This is a genomic window from Acinetobacter sp. Q85-2 (assembly GCF_013420555.1).
GTDB classification, from domain to species: domain Bacteria; phylum Pseudomonadota; class Gammaproteobacteria; order Pseudomonadales; family Moraxellaceae; genus Acinetobacter; species Acinetobacter indicus.
In genome coordinates, this window is sequence record NZ_VOXW01000014.1 from 1 (window position 1) to 25,180 (window position 25,180).

Genomic DNA, 25,180 nt, shown 5'->3' on the forward strand with positions numbered 1-25,180 from the left:
TTGTGGACACATTGACAATGCAGATCACAATGCATCAGTTGTTATTAAGAACAGGGCGATTAATTTAATTTTAGACAGTGGAACGCTGTTGGATGACAATCATTTGTCATCTAGTGGGCGCAGAGGTGTTCGTAAGACGACTAAGGGTGTTAAAGCCCTTTTTCGCAGTACCAATGAAGCGTCAAAAGAGATGTGTGCAACTTAGGTTGCACTTCGGAAACTCGGTTGCTTTAGCTCCGAGTAGTTCATAAGACAAACGAATCGGTTGAACCAGCAAGGGAAACGCCACCAGCATGGCAGCCAGTACTGCGCCTTTCCAGTTAAACGCCAGCTCAATGCCCCAGTGGGCCAAAACCTGTCCAATCCAGCCTTGCGGGCTAAACAGCACCAGCAATACATAGCCCAGCACTACCGGTGGTAAAACCATCGGCAGTTGTAACATGGCTTCAAGCAAAAACTTGCTGCGAAATTCATAGCGTGCCAGCATCCAGCCCAGACAAATTGCAAATGGCAGGCAAAACAAGGTCGCGACACTGGCCACTTTAGCAGACAGATATAAACCACTTAGTTCTTCGGGACTGAGCATCAAAGCAGCAACCTAGGGACGAAAACCATGTTGAACAAAAATCTTGTGAGCCGCGACGCTACCCAGATAGCGCCGGAACTTGACCGCCTGACGATTCTTTTCACCCTGTTTGGTTAAAGCCGCGGTATAGACAATGTCCGGATGGGTCTGTACCGGAAACGCACCCAGCACTTTTACTTTATCGCTACTGACGGCATCGCTGCGATAAACAATGCCGACCTGACAGGCACCGCGCTCGACAAAGGCCAAAGCAGCCCGGGCATCCGACGCGCCAATAATGCGTTTTTCCAGCCGTTTATACCAGCCCAGCTTGGTCAGACTATGTTTGGCATATTTTCCAACCGCCACCGAATCGACCTGTCCGGTACACAGCCGGCCCGTAAAGGCCTGAGGAAAATTAAAGGTAGGATGCGCCCGAAACGGAATCCGCGCATCTTTCAGGGCAATTGCCACCAGCTGGTTATAAATAATTGGTTTGACCTGACTGGCTCTGACCTTGTTGCGTTTCACCAGATAGGTCATCCAGTCCTGATCGGCCGGAAAATAAAGATCGACTTTTGCACCGCGGACAATATGTTTGGCCAGGGTCGATGAAGTGCCAAAAACCGGTACAATCTTGGTTTCTGGATGTTGCAGCTGATAATGCCGAATCACATCCGTCAATGCCGGGCCCAGACTTGCAGCTGCATACACCTGAACGGAATTGGCTCGACTGAATGTGCTTAAGCACAAGGCGACACAGATTAAACCCAGTTGGATGGTCTTCAAAACGCACTCCCTCAATGCTGTATGAATATTCCCTTTAAGCATTGGCCTTTTTGAATCGGCTGATGGGCCGGCACACGCACCAGACAGTTGGCATACATCAGATTACTGAGCATATGCGACTGCTGCTTGGCTAAACTGTGCAGTTTCAATACCCCATCTTCAAAACAGGCGGCCATTCTTAAAATCCTTTCTCTCGCATCGGGCTTTAAGTCATGTTGTATTTGCCCTGTCCACCACGCGGGCGGCTGACTTTGCCCTTGTAATACTTCTAATAAAGTTTGCGTATAGATCGAGATTCCAACATATACCGCCGCAGGATTGCCCGGCAATGCCAATAAGTGACAAAATTTGTTAGCCGATTTTCGGTATCTGGCGAAAAAAACCGGTTTCCCCGGCTTCTGTTTCACTTTCCAGAACACCTGCTCAAAGCCTACATTTAAAGCCACCGGACGGATAAAATCATAATCACCAACCGAAATTCCGCCAGTGCTGATGATGACATCATACTCCTCCTGAAGTTGCTGAAAGTATCGGATTAAGGCAATTTCATTATCTTCCACATGCACAATATGCACAGGTTGATGCCGTGCCTGACACCAGGCTGCAATTAAAGGCGCATTGGCATCAAAAATTTTTCCTGCTTGCAGATCTGCAGCCGACTGCGCGACTTCATCCCCGGTAATCAGCACGGCAACTTTAGGCTGCTGATAGACCTGCACCTGATCAATACCGGCCATGCTTAAAGCCGCAATTGCGCCGATATTTAAATATTGTCCGGCTGATGCCAGTAACTGACCTTGGCTAATTTCTTCGCCCACATCCCGGATATCGGCATGCAGCTTGAGCGCAGCCTCTAGCTGAATCAGATGGCTAGACATCCGCTGCACAATTTCCTGACGTGCCACCGTGGTGGTACCGGCAGGAATGGGCGCGCCGGTAAAAATACGCATCGCCTGTCCACGCTGCAGCGTCACATCGGCTGATTGACCTGCCCGGATTTCACCGACCAGCTGGAACTGCGCGCCTGGCGCTATCTCTCCATCGCTACACAGGGCATAACCATCGACTGCACTTTGGGAAAATAAAGGCAGATCAATCCCCGCATAAATATCTTCAGCTAAATAGCGATGCAGGCCCTGTTGTAGTTGCAGGGTTTCCACCTCCAGACAGGGCGTTGCCGCAATTATCTTGTCCAACGCCTGATCCAGACTGATCAGCCCGCTTTCTGCACCACAGCCTGACATTATTGATAGCCTCCTGCATGTGGAATATTTTTCTGCACATCAAAGACATGCACCAAGGCCGGTAATACCGCCAGCAAGGATTCCTTCGCGCCTTGACGGCTGCCCGGTAAAGTCATCACCAGACTATTTTCAATATAGCCAGCCACTCCACGGCTTAAAGCCGCATACGGCGTGCGTTTCTGGCCAAAACTGCGCGAGGCTTCCATCAGCCCCGGAATTTCCCGTTCTAATAGCGGAGCCAGGGTTTCTACGGTTAAATCTTTCGGGCCAAGACCAGTGCCGCCAACGGTTAAAATCAGCGGATACTGATTTTTCTGCTGTTCAATTAAAGCCAGCAGCTGTTCCGGGCTATCCGGAATCACCTGATACTGAACCTGCTGGAAATTGGCCTCTGCCAATATTTCCAGAATATTCTGGCCGGCGGTATCCGGTTTTTTACCCGCGGCGACGGTATCGGACAGCACAATCACCGAGGCTGGCATCGGCTGCGCCAAGACCCGGCTAAAATGGGATTTACCGCCTTTTTTCTGCTGTAATTTGCATTGATCCAGACACAAATCTTCCGGTTCACAATGCGGTTTCAGCATGTCGTATAAGGTCAGTCCGGCCAGACTGGCTGCGGTTAAGGCTTCCATCTCGACACCGGTCGGACCAATAGTTTCTACCGTGGCAATAATCTCGACATACTGTTCATGCAGTTCATAATCCACATCGGCCCGGTAAATGGGTAAAGGATGGCACAGCGGAATCAGCTCATCGGTACGTTTGGCTGCCAGAATACCGGCAATACGCGCAGTTTTCAGCGCATCGCCTTTTTCGGTATTGCCCTGACGCAGCAGCTCGATACAGTGCGGCGGCGCATATAAAATGGCACTGGCCACCGCAGTACGATAGGTTTCGGCTTTCATGCCTACATTTTTCATGACTTTATTCCGGAATTATTGATTTAAAAAATTAGGCTTAACATCAAATTTAAAGCGGCCATTGATAGGCGTTTTCGCCTGCATGGGGGTGATTGCAGCACTCGGTATGCGTATTCGCTTCCACTGGCGGATGATCTTTACGAATACAGCAGCCTTCGACATACTGGCTGCTGCCATCGCAATAAAATTCTTCTTTCCAGACCGGGACTTCATGTTTGACCCGCTCCACCGCCACCTCACAGGCCTGAAAGGCTTCACGGCGATGCGGCGCATACGCCATGGCAATAATTGCGGTTTCACCAATGGCTAAATCCCCAATCCGGTGGATGACCCGCACATAAGACACGCCATATTGCTGCTGAATTTCCTGCTCAATCTGCCGGATCATTTTTTCTGCCACCGGTGCATAGGCGGTATATTTCAGCGACTGCACTGCCTTACCTTCATGATGATTGCGGACTGTGCCCACAAAAATGCCAATACCGCCACATTCGGGAAAGTGCTGAATCTCATCGAAGCTGGACTGGCTGAGTGGCATATCCTGAATCCGGGCAAACTGTTTTAGATGTTGCATCGTTTAACCTCCTGCCACCGGTGACAACAGCACCAGCGTGGTACTGTGCTGCAAAGTCTGCTGGCGTGGCACAATATCTTCACCAATCGCGCAGGCACACCGCTCGACCAGAGCTGCCGCCGCCGGATAACTGTGGTTTAACTGCAGCAACAAGTCCGCAATGGCGGTACCGGGCAGACACTGCATCTGAATGGTTTCTGGCAGCGCCTGTTTTACAGCGCCAAAGGCTTCAATCTGAATCAGGATATCGTGCATACTTAACCTCCAATCATATACATGCTGATTTTCCGGGCGCTCCCGGCAGTGGTTGTGGCTTGAGAATGAATAGCATGAAAGCCGGATTTTTTCTGCCAGATATAGCTTTGTAATTGCTGCAGTAACTGCTCACGTGCCGCGGGCGCCATGTGAGTCTGCAGCTGTTCAATCAATGCTTTTAAGGGTACAGGCTGTTCGGCAAACAGACAGTTATACAGTTCACCCTGGGCGCTTAAACGCAACCGGTCACACTGGCCGCAAAAGGCATGGCTGATGGTGGAAATAATCCCCACCGGATGGCCATCGACCCGATATTCCCGTGCCGGATTCGTGCCTTGGCTGTGGATGGCTTCGACCGGAAAATGCTGGCTTAAGCGCTGCAAAATTTCCTGCTCGGTGACTACATGCGCGGCGCTCCAGTGACCATCACCATCCAGCGGCATAAATTCAATAAAACGTAGCGCAATCTGCCGGGCTTTGCTCCACTGCAAAAGTGGCACCATCTGGTCGTCATTAATGCCTTTAATGAGCACGCTATTCAGTTTGATGGGCAAATGCGCCTGCTGCGCGGCCTGAATCCCGTCGAGTACCGGCTGTAACTGTTTTTGGGTTAGCGTAAAAAACTGCTGCGGATCTAAACTGTCGAGGCTGATATTTAAATCATCCAGACCAGCCTGTTTTAATTCCTGCGCATAGCGGCTTAAATAATGGCCATTTGTGGTCATGGAAATTCGCGCCAAGCCCAATTGGCGTAAGGGCTGTAAATCCCGGATAAAATGCACCACACCCTGGCGCATCAGCGGTTCGCCGCCGGTAATGCGGATATGCTGAATACCCTGCTCAACCATCAACTGGCAAAACTGCAGCAAGGCCTCAAAACTCAGCAGCTGATGTTTCTTCATCCATTCAGGATGTTCAGGCATGCAGTAGACACATTTAAAATTGCAACGATCGGTCACAGAAATCCGCAGCTTGCGTTTGCTCCGGCCAAACTGATCCTGAAAATATGCGGGTTTCACGGGAATCTGGGGATTGATCACGCCTGTTATCCTCTGGGCAATTGCTTCATGGCTGTGCAATGGGCAATAGGTTTGCACGGATCACATGCCGCGCTTTAGGCTTGAATTTGCAATTAATGTTCCAACTTTGGGCTTTTGATAAAGAGAGTGTTTAAATTCTGCCCAGCACACGCTAGAAGCGAAGAAATGAGATGATTTTTAAAGAAATTTCAGCTGACGATACTGTTGCAGTTCATCCAGCGAGTTAATACTGTGAAAAAATAGCGCACGATTTTTAAATTTTGCCACCTGAGCATGCATTTCTGCGAAACAATGCTTTAAACTGCGCTGATGTTGTGCAAGATGCGCGCGAAGTGTGGGCAAACTGCTGCGTTTCATCAGACAAAATGGATACAGCGCCTGCCCGTTCATCATCACATAGGCCACGTCGGCCTGCGGCTGTCTGGCCAGACGCTGATGCAACCGTGGCAGCACATCGGGCGGAATATAGGTCACATCACAGGGAATAAACAGCACATAGTCGGCCTGTACATGGCCCCAGGCGCTTTTCATGCCCATCAACGGGCCTAGAAAACCGCCTTCATCATCATGATAACAATGCAGATGCGGCAGCAATCTGGCATAAATGGAACGATCACGATGGCTATTGATCCACAATTGCTGAATTTCTGTTTTAAAGCGCCGCTGGATTTTGAGCAGCTGGATGTCATCATCAAACTTTTGCAGCAGCTTGTTCATGCCATTCATGCGGCGGGCTTGTCCGCCCGCCAGAATGACCAGATCCGTGGCAGGATAATCCATCTGAATGGTGGCATAGTTGCGATTCATGGCATTTCCTCCATCTGACAGGCTTTAATCAGGCCACGAATTTCCGGTAAACATGAACCGCAATTGCCGCCAGCTTTTAAACAGGCCGTGACCTGTTTTTCATGGCTTAACTGCTGCTCCCGAATGGTCTGGATGATGCGGTTTTTGCCGACTTTAAAGCAGCTACATACCAGCGGTCCTTCATTGTTCTGTACCGACATGGCCTGTCCGGCCAGCAAGGCTTTACGATGCGTGGCACTTAAACGCTCACGTTTAAACAGGCTGGCGACCCAGTCCCGATCGGGCAATAAAGCGTTGGGCGCAATATACAGACTGGCGATTAAAATCCCGTCCTGTAACACCACACTATGGCTGATGAATGCCGATGGATCTTCCAGCTGCAGCCATTCAAAGCAGCTATCTTCCAGTTGTAGCAGCTGTTTAATCTGTGCGGCGGTATGTTTAAATTTTTTCCGGTCGGCCAGTTCATAACGAACCGCTTTGGCGGTCTGAATCTTGCTCCACCACGCTACCTGCGCCAAAGTAATCTGAACTGCCGCTTCATGCCCATGGCGAATATACAGCACGCCCTGCCAGTCGGTATAAAATGGCTGGATGCTGACCGGGGTATGTTTAAATTCCGGTTCGCCAGAAATGACATCCACCACCGGATTGACCACTTTTCCAATTCGCGCATCGGAAGCGACCTGATCATTCCAGTGAATAGGCGCAAACAGCTGACCACGACGAATACCAGTCGAGACTTCAACCCGCAATACACAGCTGCCCCAGCGGGATTTCAGCTCCACCAGTTCCCCATCTTTCAGGCCATATTTCAGTGCATCATTGGGGTGAATTTCACAATAGGGCTCGGCTTTGTGAGTGCTTAAATTGGCCGATAAACCGGTACGGCTCATGGTGTGCCACTGGTCACGAATCCGGCCAGTATTCAGAATGAGAGGATAATCTTCACAAGCGCCATGTACCGGGTCGATGGCCTGAGTGGCAATAAAACGGGCTTTGCCATTTGGAAAACTAAACTGTCCCTGGGTAAACAGCTGTTCCACCGGTGGATTCTGCTGAGGCGTTAATACTGGCCATTGCAACGGCTGCAGCTGTTCATACTGTTGCAGGCTTAGCTGGCTCAGGCTCAGACCGCTTAAATTAAAGTAGCGAAATAGCGGATAGTCCTGACGCTGTGTCACCGGACCATTTTCACAGGCCGATAAAGCCGCATGTTCCAGAAAAATCTCATGCACATGCTGATAATCGAAACCGCGAAAGCCCATGGCCTTGGCCACCTGACTGATCGCCCACCAGTCAGCCTTGGCCTGACCCGGTACGGGCAAAAAGGCACGCTGTCTGGAAATGCGCCGTTCGGAATTGGTAACACTGCCTTCTTTTTCGCCCCAGCCCAAAGCTGGTAATAAAACATCGGCATAGGCAGTGCTATCGGTATCCTGACAGATATCCGACACCACCACAAAATCACATTGCGCCAAGGCGCGTTTGACCTGATCGGCATTGGGTAAACTCACCACCGGATTGGTGGCCATAATCCACAGTGCCTTGATTTTCCCGGCTTCTACCGCTTCAAACAGATCGACCGCTTTTAACCCGGCTTGAGAGGCAATTTTGGGGCTGTCCCAGAACTGCTGTATCAGCTGCTGATGGGCCGGCTGATCCAGATCCAGATGTGCCGCCAGCATATTGGCCAGTCCCCCCACTTCACGGCCACCCATGGCATTCGGTTGTCCGGTCATGGAAAACGGTGCTGCGCCCGGCTTGCCAATTTTGCCTGTTAACAGATGGCAATTGATAATACTGTTGGCTTTATTCACCCCTTGTGAAGACTGATTGACCCCCATCGAAAACAAGGTCATGACTTTGTCAGTCTGGGCAAACTTTTCAAAAAACAGCTGTAATTTCTCGGCAGAAATCCCGGTACGCGCTGCCACATTTTCCAGCTGCTGCTCCGCGGCGCTGGCTTCTAACGCCTGCTGCAAGCCTTCGGTATAGGCAGCGGTAAAATTGTGGTCCTGATGACCGTTTTGCTGTAAGTACTGCAGCAAGCCGTTAAACAGCGCCACATCTTGCCCGAGCATAATCGGCAAATGTAAATCGGCCGCTTCACAGGTCGCGGTAAAGCGTGGGTCGACCACCACCACAAACAGATTGCGCTGTTCTTTGGCCTGCATCATGCGCTGATACAGAACCGGATGGCACCAGGCGGTATTGGAACCGACCAGCACCACCATCTCGGTCTGTTCAAAATCTGTATAGCTGGCAGGCACCAGATCTTCGCCAAAGGCCCGTTTATGCGCCGCCACCGCAGAAGACATACACAGCCGCGAGTTGGTATCAATATTAGCCGTGCCCAAATAACCTTTGACAAATTTATTGACCACATAATAGTCTTCGGTCAGCAATTGCCCCGAAACATAAAAAGCAATACTTTCCGGGCCATATTGCTCAATACAATGCTGGAATTTTTGCGCAATTTCGGTGGTGGCAGTCTGCCAGTCTGTTGGCTGACGGTTGTCCTTACGGCCCAGCATTGGGGTTAATACCCGTGTCTCTAGCCCCAAGGTATCGGCCAGATTGCTGCCTTTAATACACAGTTTGCCAAAGTTGGCCGGATGCTGTACGTCGCCTTCGACTTTCACCTGCACGCCTTGTGGTGAATGGCTGACATGAGCCTTCACCCCACAACCAACCCCACAATAAGGACAGGTGGTTTGCGTAGTCATCGTTTTTAATTCTGTGGAGCTATGCAGTTCCACCACTGGGATACTATTCATTGCTGCTGTGCTCCTTAATCATCTAAATTCACGTAATTCCGATTTTTATCTTGGCTTTATTTGAAATACGAAATTTGTGTAAACATTCACTATCGTGAGGTGGCATGGATGCCACCGATTCCCATCATTACAGGACGTAATGTATGGGAATCTAAGATTTTTGTTACTTTTGATCTTTCAAAAGTAAGGGAATGCCTACACGTAAACAGTCGCTTCAGCGCTTCAGGTGAGGCTGTGACGGCCCTAATGAAGTACTAATTACAGAGAACTAATTAGCCTGCTTTCTTTAATGCAAAATCCCGACCAAAAAGCAGCTTATTACGAATCGTTGCAATTGGGGTTTGATCTGCAATCAACTCGGCATACCAGGCACCATCCTCAGTATCGCCAAACAGTACTGCACCAATGACTTTGTCTTTCTGGATGATGATGCGTTTATAAATCTGACGTTTTTCATCATTCAGGACAATGTCTTCAAAATCATCTTCCGGTTCAAAATTACCGGCCGAGAACACATCACAACCACTGACTTTGAGCTGGGTCGGAACAGTAGGTGCCTTAAAGGTCAAGCTACCGTGTTCTGCCAGATGCGAGGCACAAATAAAGGCCTGTCCCCACAGCGGCTCTACCAGACCAAAAGTTTGGCCACGGTGTTCGATACACTCACCGACTGCGTAAATACTCGGGTCATAACTTTGCATGGTGTCATTGACCAGCACCCCACGCTGACAGCGCAGGCCGGCACTTTGCGCCAGTGCAATATTCGGACGGATTCCTACCGCAAACACCACCAGATCGGCATCGAGCAGCGTGCCATCTTTTAGCCGGACTTGTGTGACATGGCCATTTTCACCAAGCAGCATTTCGGTATTGGCTTCGGTCAGGATACGAATACCTTTTTCTTCAATACTGTTTTTCAACATTAAGCTGGCTTTGCTATCCAGCTGACGATCCATAATACGGTCCATTAGATGCAGTACGGTAACGTTCATGCCACGCTGTTTCAAACCATAGGCCGCTTCAAGTCCAAGTAAACCACCACCAATAACCACAGCATTTCGTTTCTGTTCGCAATATTCCAGCATCCGGTTCACATCATAGATATCGCGGAAGCTAAGCACACCGTCCAGCTCTGTGCCCGGAATTGGTGGAATAAACGGCTGCGAGCCAGTGGCTAAAATCAGCCGGTCATAATTCACCACTTGCCCCGACTGGGTGAAGACCTGCTTGCGTGGACGATCAATTTTCACCGCAGCATCACCGGCAATCAGCTGAATACCTTTTTCGGCATACCAGGCATGCGGATGCAGCATGATATCGTCCACCGTTTTATCACCGGCCAAGACCGGGGACAGCATAATCCGGTTGTAGTTGCCCCACGGTTCTTCGCCAATCACGGTAATCTCGTAACGATCAGGTGCCATATCCAGCAAATCTTCCAGACAGCGCATGCCCGCCAGACCATTACCCACCAGCACTAGCTTCATTTTTTCCTGTTGCACGCCATTATTGGTGATATAGGTTTTTTGTGCGGTCGGACTGACAAAAACCCGGCCCTGTTCAATTTTGCTTGGAAACACCAGTAATTTCTGGTCTTTATCTTCCAGACAGCGGCCGGTGGCCAGACTGAAATGCTGTTTATAGATTGGTGATGCCACCACACGCTCACCTTGCAAATCGCCAAGAATGCCGCGCGACATCACATTGGCGCCGCTAAACGGGTCCTGATTACTCAGGGCATAAACACGCTGTTCCTGCCCCACACGGAAAATTGCAATCTGCTGGCCTTCCACCAAGGCTGCCACGCCGGTATGTGGTGTAATCTCCTCCAGATGACAGACCTCTACCCAATCCAATTCATTCATATCTTTTAAAATTGTCATCATCGTTATCCTGTGCTTTGGCATCTTCTGCTGCATATCCCATTTGGTTTTTCTGGCGGATTTGCTTTAGAAGATGCGTCTTGATCTTGAAGGTTATGCCTGCATCACCGGAATCCGGCTTTCATCACGCTCGGCCGCCGTTTTCGGGCGAATCTGCCCACGTTCGGTGGCAAACTGGATGTGCGGATCGTGCTGCTGCTCGGCTTTGGCATTGATAAAGGTTTTAAAGCGTTTACGTACTTCCGGATCTTCAATCGCAGTACGCCATTCATCCTGATAAGTACCCACCACATGCTGCATGCGGCGTTCTAGTTCTTCGGCCAGACCTAAGGAATCGTGCACAATCACGTCTTTCAGATAATCCAGCCCGCCCTCCAGGTTGTCGCGCCAAACCGAAGTACGTTGTAAACGGTCTGCGGTTTGAATGTAGAACATAAAGAAGCGGTCGATGTATTTGATTAAGGTACTGGTATCCAGATCGGAAGCCAGCAGCTCGGCATGACGCGGTTTCATGCCACCGTTACCGCAAACATACAGGTTCCAGCCTTTTTCAGTGGCAATCACGCCCACGTCTTTACTTTGTGCTTCGGCACATTCACGGGTACAGCCCGATACGGCCATTTTCAGTTTGTGCGGAGAACGCAGGCCTTTGTAACGGTTTTCCAGGAAAATCGCCAAGCCAACTGAATCATCCACGCCATAACGGCACCAGGTGCTACCCACGCAAGATTTCACGGTACGCAGTGACTTGCCGTAGGCATGACCCGATTCAAAACCGGCATCAATCAGTTTTTGCCAGATTTCCGGTAACTGATGTACCTGCGCCCCAAACATATCCACGCGCTGACCACCGGTCAGTTTGGTGTACAGGCCGTATTCCTTGGCAATCTGGCCAATGGCAATCAGGCCATCTGGAGTCACTTCACCACCGGCCATTCGTGGGACCACCGAATAAGAACCATCTTTCTGGATATTGCCCAGATAGTAGTCATTGCTATCTTGCAGGCCGGCATGACTTGGTTTTAGCACAAAGTCATTCCAGCAGGAGGCCAGAATATTGGCCACAGTTGGTTTACAGATATCACAGCCCAGACCGTGACCATGTTGCTGGATTAAATCTTCAAAAGTCTTGATCTCGTTCACACGCACCAGGTGATACAGTTCCTGACGCGAATAGGCAAAGTGTTCACAAAGATGGTTATTGACCGTCACCCCTTGACGCTGCAATTCGGCTTTTAATACCTGAGTCACTAAAGGTGCACAGCCCCCACAAGCAGTTGCGGCCTGGGTACATTTCTTCAGTGCACCGAGTGAAGTTGAACCGGCTTCAATCGCCTGGCAGATATCGGCTTTAGACACGTTATTACAGGAACAGATGGTGGCGCTGTCTGGCAGCAAATCGACACCGCTGCCACCGGCTTTGGCACCTGACTCGGCAAAGCCCGGCATGATCAGGCTTTCTGGCTGTTCTGGAACTGCCAGACCATTCAGCATCATTTGCAGTAGATCGTTATATTCTTTGGCACAGCCAACCAGCACCGCACCCAGCAATCGGTTTTTTTCCGCATTAACCACAATTTTCTTGTAGATCAGCGCATCTTCATCGGCATAAAAATAGCTGAGTGAATTTGGAGTCATGGCATGTGCATCACCAATAGATGCCACATCCACACCCATCAGCTTTAATTTAGTGCTCATGTCGGCGCCAGCAAAGCAGTTCGGGTTTTGCTGCATCACATGCTTGGCGGCAATTCGAGCCATGTCATAGCCCGGTGCGACCAGACCGTAAATCTTGTTTTGCCACAGCGCACATTCCCCAATCGCATAAATATCCGGATTGGAAGTCTGACAGTAATCATTAATCACAATCCCGCCGCGCTCGCCAATGCTGAGTCCGCTTTGGCGCGCCAGTTCATCACGTGGACGAATCCCGGCAGAAAACAGGATGATATCGGTTTCCAGTTCAGCACCATCACCAAACTTCATCACATGCTTGGCCGACGCGCCATCTTCAATTGATGTAGTAGCTTTCTGGGTATGGACTTTTACGCCCAGATCTTCAATTTTGCTGCGCAATACCTTACCGCCCAGGTCATCGACCTGCACCGCCATCAGACGCGGCGCAAACTCGACCACATGGGTTTCCAGGTTTAAGTCTTTTAAGGCTTTGGCCGCTTCCAGACCGAGTAAACCGCCACCAATCACGATACCAGATTTGGCGTTCAGGCTGGCGGCTTTAATTGCATCCAGATCTTCAATGGTACGGTAAACAAAGCAGTTTTCACGGTCATTGCCCGGAATGGGTGGCACAAAGGCATAAGAGCCCGTCGCCAGTACCAGTTTGTCATAGGCAATCACATCACCCTGATTGGTGGTGACCAGTTTATGTACCGGGTCAATATCCGTGGCTTTGGTATTGAGGCGCAGATCAATGCCATAGGCATCGGCGAAGTCACTGCGGCATAGACTTAGGTCTTTGGCAGACTTGCCGGTGAAGTATTCAGTTAAATGTACGCGATCATAAGCCAAACGCGGTTCTTCTGCCAAAATGGTGATTTCAACTTCATCGCCCGCAGTTTCCAAAACCGATTCAATAAATTTGTGGCCGACCATACCGTGGCCAATCATGACAAGTTTCATACAGTTCTCCTCAATAATATTCTGTGTTGGCTTAGGCTGCGTTATTGCGTTCAACAATGGCCTGTTCGAACAGGCGTTGTTCTTTTTCTTTGTGCTCCACCGAGAAGCGAATCATCAGGACAAAACTTGCGGCAATTACCACCAGTCCGCCCAGAACCATCAGGCAGGTCTGAATATCCAGTACGCCTTTTAACAGGAAGCCTGCGGCGACTGCGCCGACGTTCCCACCAGCCCCAATAATGCCGGCCACGCCGCCCAGTGCATCGCGGTCAATAAATGGCACCAGTGCATAGGTCGCGCCGCAAGCCATGTGAGTAAACAGGGCAAAAATGGTCATGACTAAAATGGCCAGCATGGCGCTGTTCATTTGCGAGAACAGAATCAGGAACAAGCCTTCCATTAAAATCATGGCAAACAGCACTTTGGTACGCCCATCCAGACCGCTTTTTAGTGCTACCTTGTCAGAGACAATGCCGCCCAATGCACGGGCAAACAGGGCCAGCAAACCGAAGATGCCCGCCGCCATACCGGCTTCTTTCAGGCCAAAGCTGAAGTGTTCGACGTAATACATCGCCACAATGTTGTGAATAAAGATTTCAATCCCGAAACAGGCAGCATAGGCACCAAATAAAATCCAGACGCGGTAGTTACGTGCAGCATGCAGCAGAATCGCCATACCGCCTTTTTTGTCGCTGCCGACCTGAATGCCCTGTTCGCGTAATTCTTTAAAGTTGCCTTGGGTACAGTCCTGAGTCAGTTTCCAGTACAGGATGCCGACAATAATCATCATGATGCCCGGTACCAGCAAAGCAATACGCCAACCCATGGCCTGCTCGACTCCAAACATCACCAAGGCAGATAACAGCAAAGGCATCAGTGCCTGGGTCGCACCACCGCCGGCATTGCCCCAGCCTGCCGTAGTGGCATTGGCGGTTCCCACCACATTCGGTGCAAACATGATGCTGGTGTGATATTGGGTAATCACGAAGCTGGCACCAATGGCGCCAATCAGCAAACGGAAAAACAGGAAGGATTCATAACTGTTGGAAGCTGCCACCCCAAACACCGGAATACTGCCGATAATTAGCAAGGCGGTATAGGTTTTGCGCGGGCCGTATTTATCACACAGCGGCCCGACAATTAAACGGACCAGAATGGTGATGGCCACCGCGGCAATATTGATATTGGCGATCTGATCTTTGGTTAGGTTGAACTCGCCGGCAATGACTGGCATTAATGGTGCGCAGGCAAACCAGGCAAAGAAACAGACAAAAAATGCGAGCCAACTCATATGGAAGGCTCTCATCGCTGAAGTTTTAAAGTTAAATAGACTTATTTTTGTCGCTTTATTCGCTTGCAAATTTGAAGACATGACCATCTCCTACCTGAACTGAACGTGTGGGTTAACCTGCTATACGGATAGCTGCATAACAGATTCGAACAGAGCGGACGTCGTTGGCCGTCTTTCAAATTTTGGGAGTCTTCTTTGACTCAGCTGGAATAATGCAGATAGTGTGCCAACTTTTTAGAAAAGCCCATTAGCTTGCTGTTTCTTATTGGGTTTTGAGGGTTATCTATTCTGGGTGAAGGTATTCAGATGCGAGTGGCATCCCGATTTCACGGTTCTGGCAGGCTCCTGTTGTATTTTTTAAAGCTCGCTGCCTTATCTTGGTGCGTTTTGTTTCATGCAAGTGCATCTTCCTGTTAAGTTCAGATTTAATTTTTGATTTTAAAGGTTTTATTTCAATAAATTCGGGTTTGGCACCATCTTTGCATTATTAAAAGCACTCGTTGTACAGACTCTATTGAGAGTTGCATGCCAAAACTGAAAATCGCGTTAATTGATGATGATCTCGAGCGCGCAGAGTTCATCAAAGCCTCCTTGATTCAGCATGAATTTGAGGTGGTTGCCTGTTTAATTATCAATCATTCCAATATGTTCCATTTACAGCAATTGCATGCCGATGTAATTCTGCTGGATATGGACCATCCACATCGGGACATTATTGAAAGCTGCGTCAGCCAGTTTGATTTACCAACCGTGCTGTTCACCAAAAACAGCCACAAAGACACCATCAAAAATGCCATTGATGCCGGTGTTACGGCTTATATTGTCGATGGGATTGATCCGGCCAAGCTGGACAGCATTCTGGAAATTTCCATCGAGCAGTTTAAAAAGCACAAAAAACTGCTGCACGACTTGGAAGAAACCAAAGGCAAACTGGCCGACCGTAAAGATGTCGAAAAAGCCAAGGTCTTGCTGATGCAGATGCATGCCTTAAGCGAAGAAGATGCCTTTGGCCTGCTACGCAAAAATGCCATGAGCCACCGGATGACCATTGGTGAAATGGCACGGCGCCTGCTCGATGCCCAGCAACTCCTGCAAAACCAATTTAAGGATTAGCCATGCATAACTTAGAAAAAACCGAACTTCAGATTGGCTATATTCCTTTGCTCGACTGCGTCGCCATTTTATGGGCCAAACAGCGTGGCTTTTTTGCCGATGCCGGCCTCAATGTCGAACTGCTAAAAGAACCGTCCTGGGCCAGTTTAAGAGACAGGCTGGCCTTTGGTTTTATGGATGCCGCGCATTGCCTGTCGGCCATGTTACCGGCGGCGGCGCTCGGCACCGACCAACTGGGGATTCCGCTGCAAACGCCGCTGGTGCTAAGTACCAATCAGGCTTACATCAGCCTGAGTCAATCGCTGTGTTTTGAACTGGGCATCCAGTCGGAAGATGATGCCGCACACATCGCCACAAAACTGATAAATGCCCATCAGCAACGCCCGATGCAACTGGCGCATGTGTTTCACACCTCGATTCATCATTACTGTTTAAGAGAATGGCTGGCCTTGGCCGACCCGATCCTGGCGAAAAATATTCAGCTCAGTACGCTGCCACCGCCATATATGGTCGAAGCGATTTCCCAGCAGCAGATTGATGGCTTTTGTGTTGGCGAACCCTGGAATACCCAGGCCGAATTACAGGGCTATTCTAAAATATTGCTCTCGGGTCAGCAGGTTATTCCGCAAGTGGCCGATAAAGTGCTGGCGGTAACCGCAGAATGGGCCGCCCAGCATCCGAATACCTTAAATGCCATGACCTCTGCCATTCAGCGCGCGCAAGCCGAATTGCAACAGCTGGAAGATGTACAAGCAGTCTGGCAAATGCTAAATGAGGCCGGCATCATCCAGTTTCCTTGTTCCGCACAGGTCCATGTCGAACGCTATTATTTTATTCAGAATATTATTCGCAGTTTGGTGGATGAATCGTCAGCCCAGCCGCAAGCGCAGGATTTTGTCTGGCTCACCGAACAAATGTTGAAATGGGATGCGCTGGATGTGCCCGAGGTGGAGAGTGCTGCGGTCAGTCAACGCTGTATTTATCCGCTACCCTCAGGTCACGCCGAATAAAAAAGCCCGCAACGATGGCGAGCTTTTTTATGGCTATTTTTGCAGTCGACAGACTTAGTCGGCAGAAATATCTTCAAACAGCACTGAAGATAAATAGCGCTCGCCACCATCTGGCAAAATCACCACAATATTTTTACCGGCATTTTCCGGACGTGCAGCCAGCTGTGCCGCAGCCGCCATTGCGGCACCACTGGAAATTCCAACCAGAATGCCTTCCTGCGTTGCTGTCTTACGCGCAAAATCAATTGCTTCCTGGCTTGGAATGGCAATGACTTCATCAACCAGGTCTAAATCGAGGTTTTTAGGAATAAAGTTGGCGCCAATACCCTGAATTTTGTGTGGTGCCGGGCTAATCGCTTCACCACGTTTGGCCTGACCAATAATGGCCGATTCTGCCGGCTCAACCGCCACCGAATACAACGGCTGGTTCTGCACTTTTTCGAAATAACGCGAAATACCGGTAAGCGTACCGCCCGTGCCCACGCCGGCAACCAGAATATCGACCTGACCGCCTGTGGCTTGCCAGATTTCTACCCCGGTGGTTTTTTCATGAATGTCCGGGTTGGCCGGGTTTTCAAACTGCTGCGGCATGAAGTAGACATCCGGTTGCTCCGCCACCAAACGCTCAGCTTCTTCAATCGCGCCTTTCATGCCTTTGGCTGGTTCGGTCAATACCAGATTGGCGCCCAGCGCTTTTAATACTTTACGGCGTTCAATACTCATGCTGGCCGGCATGGTTAAAGTAATCGGATAACCTTTGGCTGCTGCTACAAAAGCCAGCGCAATACCGGTGTTGCCGCTGGTTGGCTCAACAATATGCATGCCAGCTTTAAGCGCGCCACGCTGTTCTGCATCGGCCACCATTGCCGCACCAATCCGGCACTTGACGGAAAATGCCGGATTACGGCTTTCCACTTTGGCAAATACATTGGCTCCCCCGCCAATGACACGATTAATGCGCACTAGTGGCGTATTGCCAATGGCTTCGGCATTGTTGGCATAAACCGCAATCCCCAAATTGTCCGGGGCGGTAAAAGCTGTATCTGTTGTCATCATGTTTTCCTTAAGTCTTTTTTCATTTACCTCACCTTCTATCATACAGGCTTCTTTAAATTTTAAAATTCGATTTCTCTAAGATTGGTTACAATAAAAACTGAATAAGTTTCACACAAATACGGCCAGTTTTTCGTTAAATTAGGTGATCACCCCATGAAATCTATTCAGTCCAGCCTATAAATCGCTGTAAACTTAGTTCAATTTTGATCTTGACTGACGACCGTGTCAGCCCACCGGCCTCAGGTTCTACTGTAAAAACAGCCCATCCGGCCCATGAAAATATTTAGGGAATGCAATGTCTAACAAGAGTTACAGCCGAATTTATCGTAACCTGACGCAAAAAATTCTAGATAAGATTGTGACCCCGCAAGTCCTGGGCAGCACCAGCGAACTGGAACAGAATCTGGCGCAGAATCAGCTACATACCCGTATCTGCTATGTACTGCAAGATGCCTCTTTAAGTAATACCGTACTGATTGATAAAGAAGCGCAAGCGCGTGGCCTGCCTTCGGTGTTTTCACCACTGATTTTAGGCCAGTACAATGAAGATAACTCGATGCTGGCACTGAATGAGCAGGATCATCCGCATGACAGCTATCATTATTCAGCCCGCCTGATTCGTCTAATTGAGGCCTTGCAGCAGCATCCGGATCAGGATGTGCAGCTAGTACCGGTAACTGTGCTCTGGGGGCGTGCGCCGGAATATGAAGATTCCTGGTTTAAAGCCCTGTTTGCCGATGCCTGGGCCAAACCGAACAAGCTGAAACAAACCCTGAATATTTCCTTATATGGCCGTGAAAACTATATTGAATTTCACAAGCCGGTATCGTTAAGAGCTTTGCTGGAAACCGCGCAGACCGAGCGCCCGAACTTTTCTCCGGCGCATTTTGTGGTGCAAACCCTGGACCAGAACTTTAACCAATATAAAGAAGCCATTTTAGGCCCTGACCTGTCCGACCGCCGCAACCTGATCAATAAACTAATGAAAACCGAGGCGGTGCAACAGGCGATTCGTAAAGAAAGTATTGATAAAAAAGTCAGCATGTTTGAGGCAGAAAACCGTGCCAAAAGCTATCTGACCGAAATTGTATCGGACTTTTCCTATTCGACTTTACGCTTTGCCGAGCTGGCACTGACCAAACTCTGGACCCAGCTCTATGACGGGATTGAAGTGCATCATTTCGATACCGTGCGTGAACTGGCCAAAGACTATGAAATTGTCTATACGCCGTGTCATCGCAGTCATATTGACTATCTGCTGCTGTCCTATGTGATTTTTAACCGTGGCCTGATGGTGCCGCATATTGCTGCCGGCATTAACCTGAATTTACCGGTGGTTGGGCAAATTTTACGTGGTGGCGGTGCCTATTTTATTCGCCGTACCTTTAGTGGTAATGCACTATATACATCGGTATTTAAGGAATATCTGCACAGCCTGCTGTCACGCAATACCCCGCTGGAATATTTTATTGAAGGTGGCCGTTCCCGTACCGGCTTATTGCTGCCACCGAAAAAAGGCATGCTGTCGATGACGGTGCAAAGCCATTTACGCGGTGCCACCAAACCGATTGCCTTTATTCCGACCTATTTTGGCTATGAAAAGCTGATGGAAGGTACCTCTTATTTAAATGAGCTGAATGGCAAGCCCAAAGAAGCTGAATCGTTATGGGGCATTTTGAACTCGGCGCGGAAAATTGAAAAAGTATTTGGCCAGGTCTATGTCAACTTCGGCGAACCGGTGTTTCTGGACAATATTCTGCAACAGAATCAGGCCGATCAGATCCAGCTTTCAATTCATGATGAATTGCCACGTCCAGTCATCAACACGGTTGATCAGGCAGCACGGGAAATTCTGGAAAATATCAATAAAGCGGTGGTGATTAACCCGATTTCGCTGATTTCCACCATCTTGCTGAATGCACCGCAACATGCCTTAAGCCAGGATGATTTACTGCGCCAGATTGAACAGTATCGTGAGCTGCTTAAAGCCACCCATTATGATGATCGCATGATTATCACCCAGCTGTCGGCACCAGAAATTATTCAATATGCGCTGAAGCTGAAACAGGTCGAGCATTATCAGCAGGATAACCAGACCTGGATTCGTGTGGCCGAAAGTCAGCGTATTTTACTCAGCTACTTTAGTAATAATATTCTGCACTGCTTAAGCTTACCGGCGCTGATTGCCCTGCTCGTGCAGGATATGCCGGCGATCACCACAGCGCAGCTTAAGCAGCATGTCAGCCGCTTATATCCATTCCTGAAATCGGAACTGTTTTTAAAATGGTCAGCCACAGAACTTCCTGCGCAGATTGACCGTATTCTTGGCAGCATGCAGCAACTGGGCTGGATTGACGTGTCGGAGAACATTCAGCTGCTTGAACTCCAAGCAACACATCCAATGCATAGTCTGGCAACGCTGGCACGCAGCAGCCTGAACAACTTTGTGCTGATTAGCCAGTTATTGCAGGAATATGCCGAGCCCTATCAGTTAGATTTAAAAGCGCTGGAAAAAATGGCCAAAACCGTATTTAAACGGCTGGCAGAGTCAGGCAATTTAAACAGCGGTTATTACTTCGACAGTGCCACGTTAAAGAGCTTTATGGGCAGTTTACAACAGCTTGGACTGCTGGAGATGCAAGGTCAGCAGTTACAACTGAAACCACAATTTGATACAGAAATATCAGATTATCTGGGCTGGTATGCCCCTGAGCTGCAACAGCAGATTGCAGATAAGCTGCTGTTCTCTGAGAAAGAAATCAAACAGTTTAAAGAGTATAGTAAAAAATAAAGTATCAGATTCTCAGATATTATTGTGATACTAATCACACGATCTTATCAGTTAATTTGATATATTTATTCACAAAAAACAATGGGGTTTTGGCGCTTTTATTCAGCGCTTTGCCCCGACTCGCTCTATACTAGCAGCAACGTGTTTTAGAGAAATTAACTATGAGTGATGGTCTTGAAATAGACGTAATGCGTGATTCTGCTGAAACTGTCGTAACGATTTTAAAATCGCTTGCCAATACCGACCGTCTATTGATTCTTTGCCATCTTTCCCAACAAGAGTTGAATGTATCGCAAATTGAGGAAATTACTCAAATTCGCCAGCCGACCCTGTCGCAACAGCTGATGATGTTGCGTAAAAGTGATGTGGTGAACACCCGCCGAGACGGTAAACAGATTTATTACACCATTAAAGATCCGAAACTGGTTGAAGTACTCAGCACGCTCTATCGACTGTATTGTCCTGCTACACCACTTTAATAAATTTTGCATAGGCAGATTTCTTAGCATTTTTTATGCATAATATATCTAAATTTATGATTTAGATTTTTATATGTCAGATTTTAAGTCACGCCTGCTCGATCGTTTACCCGCCTGGCAATGGTTAAAACATTATAATACCGTGACCCTGAAATCTGACCTGCTGGCCTCGCTAATTGTCATTGCGATGCTGGTGCCGCAAGGTATGGCTTATGCCATGCTGGCTGGTCTTCCACCGGTGATGGGACTGTATGCCAGTGTACTGCCGATGATCATCTATGCCTTTTTCGGCAGCAGTCCTACGCTTTCGATTGGCCCGGTAGCCATCATCTCCATGATGACCTTTGCCACTTTAAATCCCTTATTTGAAGTCGGCTCTCCGGTGTATATTCAAGCCGCCTGTCTGCTGGCGCTGATGGTTGGGGTCATTTCCCTTCTGCTCGGTATGCTGCGCTTTGGCTTCCTGATCCAGCTGATCAGCCATCCGGTTATTAAAAGCTTTATTATTGCTTCGGCACTGCTGATTGCACTGGGCCAGTTAAAGTTTCTGTTTAATGTGCCGCTACAAGCCAACAATATTCCGGAATTTGTGCTGAGTGTCTTTGAATATATCGGCCTGATGCATTGGGAAAGCCTGATCTTTGGTATTGCATCCATTCTGTTTTTGGTCTTCATGCCGAAGTTTTTTAATCTGGAAGCAGTCAAACAGCGCCTCGGGGCCAGTGGATTTATCATTAAATCTTTACCGCTGGTGCTGGTGGTGGTCTCCATTGCCTTGGTCTATTTTTTTAATCTGCAACAGGTCGGCATTAAAACTGTCGGTGAAATTCCTTCCGGTTTCCCGGCGCTGTCGATGCCGTTCTGGAATCTGGAGCTGGTACTGCAACTGTTACCCGGCGCCGCGATGATTGCCATGATCAGCTTTGTGGAGTCATTATCCATTGCCCAAGCCACCGCCTTGCAGCAGCGTAGCCAGCTGAATAGCAATCAGGAACTCATTGCCCTGGGTGCAGCCAATATTGGGGCCGGCCTCAGTTCAGCCTTTCCGGTGACCGGCAGCCTCTCACGTACCGTGGTCAATGCTGATGCCGGTGCCAAAACCTCCATGGCTGGCGTGCTGTCATCTTTATTTATTGTGCTGGTCAGCCTGTATTTCACCGGCTTTTTCCGTGATCTGCCACTGACTGTACTGGCAGCGACCATTATTGTGTCAATCTGGAAACTGGTCGAGCTAAAACCGTTTATCGACACCTGGCGTTATTCCAAGGCCGATGGTCTGGCGATGTGGATTACCTTTTTCGGCGTGTTATTTATTGATATTTCTACCGGGCTGATTATCGGGATTGTTTCGACCTTTATTCTGCTGCTGTGGCGTATTAGCCGGCCGCATATTGCCGAAATTGGACTGGTCGAAGGCACCCAGCATTTCCGTAATATCCAGCGTCATCAGGTCATCACCTCGGCCAAAGTGCTCTCAATCCGGATTGATGAAGACCTGACCTTTTTAAATTCCAATACCTTAAAAGGTTTCCTGATTAATGCGGTCAGCCAGAAACCGGAACTGGAGCATGTGGTAATTAACGGTTCCAGTATTAGTGCCATTGATTTAAGTGCGCTGGAAATGCTGGAAGATCTGGACAATGAACTGAGAAAACTGAATATCCAGCTGCATTTTTCCGAAGTTAAAGGCCCGGTCATGGACAAACTGCAACGCTCTAAATTACTGAATCATTTAAGCGGTAAAATTTTCCTGACCCATTATCAGGCCATTCGCGAGCTGAGTCCGGACATCACCTAAAATGCCGGAACTGCCTGCTTTTCAGGCAATTATTCGCCCTAAAAAGCAGGCATAAGCATAAAAACATGAAAAAATCATGACTTTTGCATAGCTTAATTTTTCGAATATTCTATTTAAAAACAGCCATTTGATTTTTATATGAATTTTTTTTGTAAGCTATTTAAATTTTCGGTATAAAATACATCGCTAATTTTTCCCTATATTGTCCGTAATTCAGACAAGGCCTTCCTATGTTCTCAGCATATCTGCGCTTGAGCTTAGTCACTCGAATTCTGATCGCTATCATTTTAGGTGTGATAGTTGCGGTGGCTTTTCCACAATTTGCGCCCTACTTAAGCCTGCTCGGCGATTTATTCATTAAAGCGCTTAAATCCGTGGCACCGATTCTGGTGTTTGTCCTGGTGTTATCCTCTATTGCCAATTTCAAAGTTGGCCATAGTGCGCATATCCGCCCGATTATGCTGATGTATGCCGCAGGTATGTTCCTGGCTGCCCTGGCTGCAGTAATTGCCAGCAGCCTGTTCCCAAGCACGCTGTTCCTGGATATTCCGGCCAATACCGACATGCAACCACCGGGCAGTCTGGCTGAGATTTTAAAGAATCTGCTCTTAAGTTTTGTGGCTAACCCGGTAACAGCAATTAGTGAAGCCAACTTTATTGGTATTCTGGCCTGGGCTGTGGCTTTAGGTGTGGCCTTCCGTCATGCAACAGACAATACCAAAGCCTTCCTGACCGATGCTGCAGATGCTGTGAATAAAGTAATCCGTCTGGTCATTAACTTTGCGCCGTTTGGTATTTTTGGTCTGGTGGCGGTGACTTTTGCCGAATCTGGTATGAGTACCTTGGTTAGCTATGCGCAATTATTAACTGTGCTGATTGGTACCATGATTTTTGTGGCGCTGGTGATTAACCCGATGATGGTGGGCTTTGTCACCCGTTCAAATCCGTATCCACTGGTATTCAAATGTTTACGTGAAAGTGGTATTACCGCCTTCTTTACCCGCAGCTCTGCCGCTAACATTCCGGTGAACCTGGATTTGGCCAAACGTTTAGGGGTACAGGAATCGACTGCCAGTGTCGCCATTCCATTGGGTGCTGCGATTAACATGGCTGGTGCTTCTGTAACCATTACTGTGCTGTCACTGGCGGCGGTAAATACTTTAGGCATTCAGGTTGACTTTAGCACCATGCTGATTTTATCCGTGGTCGCAACAGTTTCGGCTTGTGGTGCATCAGGTGTGGCCGGTGGTTCATTGCTGCTGATTCCGGTGGCATGTGGCCTGTTCGGAATTTCATCGGACATCGCCATGCAAGTGGTGGCCATTGGTATGGTGATTAGCGTGTTGCAGGATTCAACTGAAACTGCACTGAACTCATCTACCGATGTATTATTTACTGCCGCAGTTGATCGTAGTTTGCGTTAATATATGCACTACGTCTGTTGATTAATCAATGAATTATGCCATTTCAAAAATTACCGCTCTGGGTTCAGCTGGGTGCATTTTTTCTTTCTGTTAATGCCGGAATCATTAATGTTCTAGGACTGGTGACTGTGTTGCACCAGTCCGTTTCCCACATGACCGGTAATGTCAGCATGCTGGCAATGGCACTTTTGGACTGGCAATGGTCACAGGTAATTTATCTGTTTCTGGTCGTTGTCTGTTATGTGATTGGTTCATTTTATAGTGGACTTATCTTGGGAAATAGCCACTTTCTCCTCGGACGCCGTTATGGGCTGCCGCTGAGTTTAGTGGCTATTTTTATTCTGCTGTGCTGGATTTTACTGCCGTATTTCCCGCGTTATGCATTGCTCTGGGCCTGTGTAGCGATGGGCGTTCAAAACGCCATGATCAGCTATTACAAAGGCACCATCATCCGGACCACGCATTTATCCGGGGTATTGACCGATTTGGGTCTGGCCTTGGGCTATCGCGTGCGTGGCCTGCATGTTGGCAAACGCCGGGTGATTTTGCACCTGCTGATTTTAATTGGCTTCTTTATTGGCGGTCTGGTTGCGACAGCGGTTTATCCTTTATTACAATTAAACTCTTTCCTGGTGCCGGTGGCTTTAAGCTTTAGCTTAAGTCTGGTGTACTGGGTGATTTATTTTCGTTATCGACATTTTCAGAAATAGTTCGGACA

At 48.7% G+C, this 25,180-nt stretch carries 19 protein-coding genes and 2 pseudogenes; 8 read left to right on the forward strand and 13 right to left on the reverse strand.

Annotated elements, in window-relative coordinates; translation table 11 throughout:
- Positions 1-205: pseudogene (locus tag FTT68_RS13975) on the forward strand (RNA-guided endonuclease TnpB family protein); the annotation flags it as partial.
- A gap of 33 nt (positions 206-238) precedes the next feature.
- Here the strand turns inward: FTT68_RS13975 and modB are convergent.
- The 12 genes and pseudogenes from modB to FTT68_RS09200 all read right to left on the reverse strand — a co-directional run.
- A pseudogene (gene modB / locus FTT68_RS09145) lies at positions 239-586 on the reverse strand (molybdate ABC transporter permease subunit); the annotation flags it as partial.
- Between the two features lie 12 nt (positions 587-598).
- A complete protein-coding gene (gene modA, locus FTT68_RS09150) occupies positions 599-1,354 on the reverse strand; it encodes a molybdate ABC transporter substrate-binding protein (protein ID WP_180036366.1) in 756 nt (251 codons plus the stop codon).
- Between the two features lie 11 nt (positions 1,355-1,365).
- Positions 1,366-2,598: a molybdopterin molybdotransferase MoeA gene (locus FTT68_RS09155; protein WP_180057274.1), complete on the reverse strand. Its 1,233-nt coding sequence runs from the start codon at positions 2,596-2,598 to the stop codon at positions 1,366-1,368.
- Positions 2,598-3,521, reverse strand: coding sequence for a bifunctional molybdenum cofactor biosynthesis protein MoaC/MoaB (gene moaCB, locus FTT68_RS09160; protein ID WP_180057272.1), 924 nt, complete (start codon positions 3,519-3,521; stop codon positions 2,598-2,600). Before moaCB ends, FTT68_RS09155 begins: the two co-directional genes overlap by 1 nt.
- Positions 3,522-3,570: 49 nt before the next feature.
- Positions 3,571-4,095: a molybdenum cofactor biosynthesis protein MoaE gene (locus FTT68_RS09165; protein ID WP_160243143.1), complete on the reverse strand. Its 525-nt coding sequence runs from the start codon at positions 4,093-4,095 to the stop codon at positions 3,571-3,573.
- 3 nt (positions 4,096-4,098) lie between these two features.
- On the reverse strand, positions 4,099-4,350 hold the full coding sequence (locus FTT68_RS09170; protein WP_075166591.1) for a MoaD/ThiS family protein: 252 nt from the start codon (positions 4,348-4,350) through the stop codon (positions 4,099-4,101).
- Between the two features lie 2 nt (positions 4,351-4,352).
- A complete protein-coding gene (moaA, locus tag FTT68_RS09175) occupies positions 4,353-5,390 on the reverse strand; it encodes a GTP 3',8-cyclase MoaA (RefSeq protein WP_180057271.1) in 1,038 nt (345 codons plus the stop codon).
- A gap of 177 nt (positions 5,391-5,567) precedes the next feature.
- Complete coding sequence (locus tag FTT68_RS09180; RefSeq protein ID WP_127799927.1) at positions 5,568-6,197, reverse strand: molybdenum cofactor guanylyltransferase; 630 nt, start codon at positions 6,195-6,197, stop codon at positions 5,568-5,570.
- On the reverse strand, positions 6,194-8,977 hold the full coding sequence (locus FTT68_RS09185; RefSeq protein WP_180057269.1) for a nitrate reductase: 2,784 nt from the start codon (positions 8,975-8,977) through the stop codon (positions 6,194-6,196). Before FTT68_RS09185 ends, FTT68_RS09180 begins: the two co-directional genes overlap by 4 nt.
- 272 nt (positions 8,978-9,249) lie before the next feature.
- Positions 9,250-10,860 carry a nitrite reductase small subunit NirD gene (nirD, locus tag FTT68_RS09190; RefSeq protein WP_180057267.1) on the reverse strand — a complete coding sequence of 537 codons (1,611 nt, stop codon included), beginning with the start codon at positions 10,858-10,860 and terminating at the stop codon, positions 9,250-9,252.
- A gap of 93 nt (positions 10,861-10,953) precedes the next feature.
- Positions 10,954-13,500 carry a nitrite reductase large subunit NirB gene (gene nirB, locus FTT68_RS09195; protein WP_206862801.1) on the reverse strand — a complete coding sequence of 849 codons (2,547 nt, stop codon included), beginning with the start codon at positions 13,498-13,500 and terminating at the stop codon, positions 10,954-10,956.
- Between the two features lie 31 nt (positions 13,501-13,531).
- Positions 13,532-14,872: an MFS transporter gene (locus FTT68_RS09200; protein WP_005178146.1), complete on the reverse strand. Its 1,341-nt coding sequence runs from the start codon at positions 14,870-14,872 to the stop codon at positions 13,532-13,534.
- A gap of 444 nt (positions 14,873-15,316) precedes the next feature.
- Here FTT68_RS09200 and FTT68_RS09205 point away from each other — a divergent pair, with 444 nt between their 5' ends.
- Both FTT68_RS09205 and FTT68_RS09210 read left to right on the forward strand, forming a co-directional pair.
- Positions 15,317-15,904, forward strand: a complete 588-nt coding sequence (locus FTT68_RS09205; protein WP_005178149.1) for an ANTAR domain-containing response regulator — start codon at positions 15,317-15,319, stop codon at positions 15,902-15,904.
- Between the two features lie 2 nt (positions 15,905-15,906).
- Positions 15,907-16,914, forward strand: coding sequence for an ABC transporter substrate-binding protein (locus FTT68_RS09210; protein WP_180057265.1), 1,008 nt, complete (start codon positions 15,907-15,909; stop codon positions 16,912-16,914).
- Positions 16,915-16,968: 54 nt separating this feature from the next.
- Here FTT68_RS09210 and cysK read toward each other — a convergent pair whose 3' ends face one another.
- On the reverse strand, positions 16,969-17,967 hold the full coding sequence (cysK, locus tag FTT68_RS09215; RefSeq protein WP_016658093.1) for a cysteine synthase A: 999 nt from the start codon (positions 17,965-17,967) through the stop codon (positions 16,969-16,971).
- Between the two features lie 298 nt (positions 17,968-18,265).
- On the opposite strand from cysK, the gene plsB reads away from it, so the two are divergent.
- The 5 genes from plsB to FTT68_RS09240 all read left to right on the forward strand — a co-directional run bounded on the left by plsB (position 18,266) and on the right by FTT68_RS09240 (position 25,172).
- Positions 18,266-20,761, forward strand: a complete 2,496-nt coding sequence (gene plsB / locus FTT68_RS09220; protein ID WP_180057263.1) for a glycerol-3-phosphate 1-O-acyltransferase PlsB — start codon at positions 18,266-18,268, stop codon at positions 20,759-20,761.
- A gap of 161 nt (positions 20,762-20,922) precedes the next feature.
- Positions 20,923-21,240 (forward strand): helix-turn-helix transcriptional regulator, encoded by a 318-nt coding sequence (locus FTT68_RS09225; RefSeq protein ID WP_005178157.1) that lies wholly within the window; start codon positions 20,923-20,925, stop codon positions 21,238-21,240.
- Positions 21,241-21,313: 73 nt separating this feature from the next.
- On the forward strand, positions 21,314-23,038 hold the full coding sequence (locus FTT68_RS09230; RefSeq protein WP_104471368.1) for a SulP family inorganic anion transporter: 1,725 nt from the start codon (positions 21,314-21,316) through the stop codon (positions 23,036-23,038).
- Positions 23,039-23,268: 230 nt separating this feature from the next.
- Entirely contained in the window at positions 23,269-24,462 is a 1,194-nt protein-coding gene (gene sstT, locus FTT68_RS09235) for a serine/threonine transporter SstT (protein WP_180048401.1), read from the forward strand.
- Positions 24,463-24,497: 35 nt separating this feature from the next.
- Positions 24,498-25,172: a YoaK family protein gene (locus FTT68_RS09240; RefSeq protein WP_005178167.1), complete on the forward strand. Its 675-nt coding sequence runs from the start codon at positions 24,498-24,500 to the stop codon at positions 25,170-25,172.
- Positions 25,173-25,180: the final 8 nt, after the last annotated feature.

Bases quoted from the DNA above. Each gene is read 5' to 3' on its own strand.
- plsB (WP_180057263.1), top strand. From the start codon at position 18,266: ATGTCTAACAAGAGTTACAGCCGAATTTATCGTAACCTGACGCAAAAA.
- FTT68_RS09180 (WP_127799927.1), bottom strand. From the start codon at position 6,197: ATGAATCGCAACTATGCCACCATTCAGATGGATTATCCTGCCACGGAT.
- FTT68_RS09225 (WP_005178157.1), top strand. From the start codon at position 20,923: ATGAGTGATGGTCTTGAAATAGACGTAATGCGTGATTCTGCTGAAACT.
- nirB (WP_206862801.1), bottom strand. From the start codon at position 13,500: ATGAAACTTGTCATGATTGGCCACGGTATGGTCGGCCACAAATTTATT.
- FTT68_RS09200 (WP_005178146.1), bottom strand. From the start codon at position 14,872: ATGTCTTCAAATTTGCAAGCGAATAAAGCGACAAAAATAAGTCTATTT.
- FTT68_RS09210 (WP_180057265.1), top strand. From the start codon at position 15,907: ATGCATAACTTAGAAAAAACCGAACTTCAGATTGGCTATATTCCTTTG.
- FTT68_RS09185 (WP_180057269.1), bottom strand. From the start codon at position 8,977: ATGAATAGTATCCCAGTGGTGGAACTGCATAGCTCCACAGAATTAAAA.
- FTT68_RS09165 (WP_160243143.1), bottom strand. From the start codon at position 4,095: ATGCAACATCTAAAACAGTTTGCCCGGATTCAGGATATGCCACTCAGC.
- FTT68_RS09240 (WP_005178167.1), top strand. From the start codon at position 24,498: ATGCCATTTCAAAAATTACCGCTCTGGGTTCAGCTGGGTGCATTTTTT.
- moaCB (WP_180057272.1), bottom strand. From the start codon at position 3,521: ATGAAAAATGTAGGCATGAAAGCCGAAACCTATCGTACTGCGGTGGCC.
- FTT68_RS09170 (WP_075166591.1), bottom strand. From the start codon at position 4,350: ATGCACGATATCCTGATTCAGATTGAAGCCTTTGGCGCTGTAAAACAG.
- FTT68_RS09230 (WP_104471368.1), top strand. From the start codon at position 21,314: ATGTCAGATTTTAAGTCACGCCTGCTCGATCGTTTACCCGCCTGGCAA.
- FTT68_RS09155 (WP_180057274.1), bottom strand. From the start codon at position 2,598: ATGTCAGGCTGTGGTGCAGAAAGCGGGCTGATCAGTCTGGATCAGGCG.
- sstT (WP_180048401.1), top strand. From the start codon at position 23,269: ATGTTCTCAGCATATCTGCGCTTGAGCTTAGTCACTCGAATTCTGATC.
- FTT68_RS09205 (WP_005178149.1), top strand. From the start codon at position 15,317: ATGCCAAAACTGAAAATCGCGTTAATTGATGATGATCTCGAGCGCGCA.
- cysK (WP_016658093.1), bottom strand. From the start codon at position 17,967: ATGACAACAGATACAGCTTTTACCGCCCCGGACAATTTGGGGATTGCG.
- nirD (WP_180057267.1), bottom strand. From the start codon at position 10,860: ATGACAATTTTAAAAGATATGAATGAATTGGATTGGGTAGAGGTCTGT.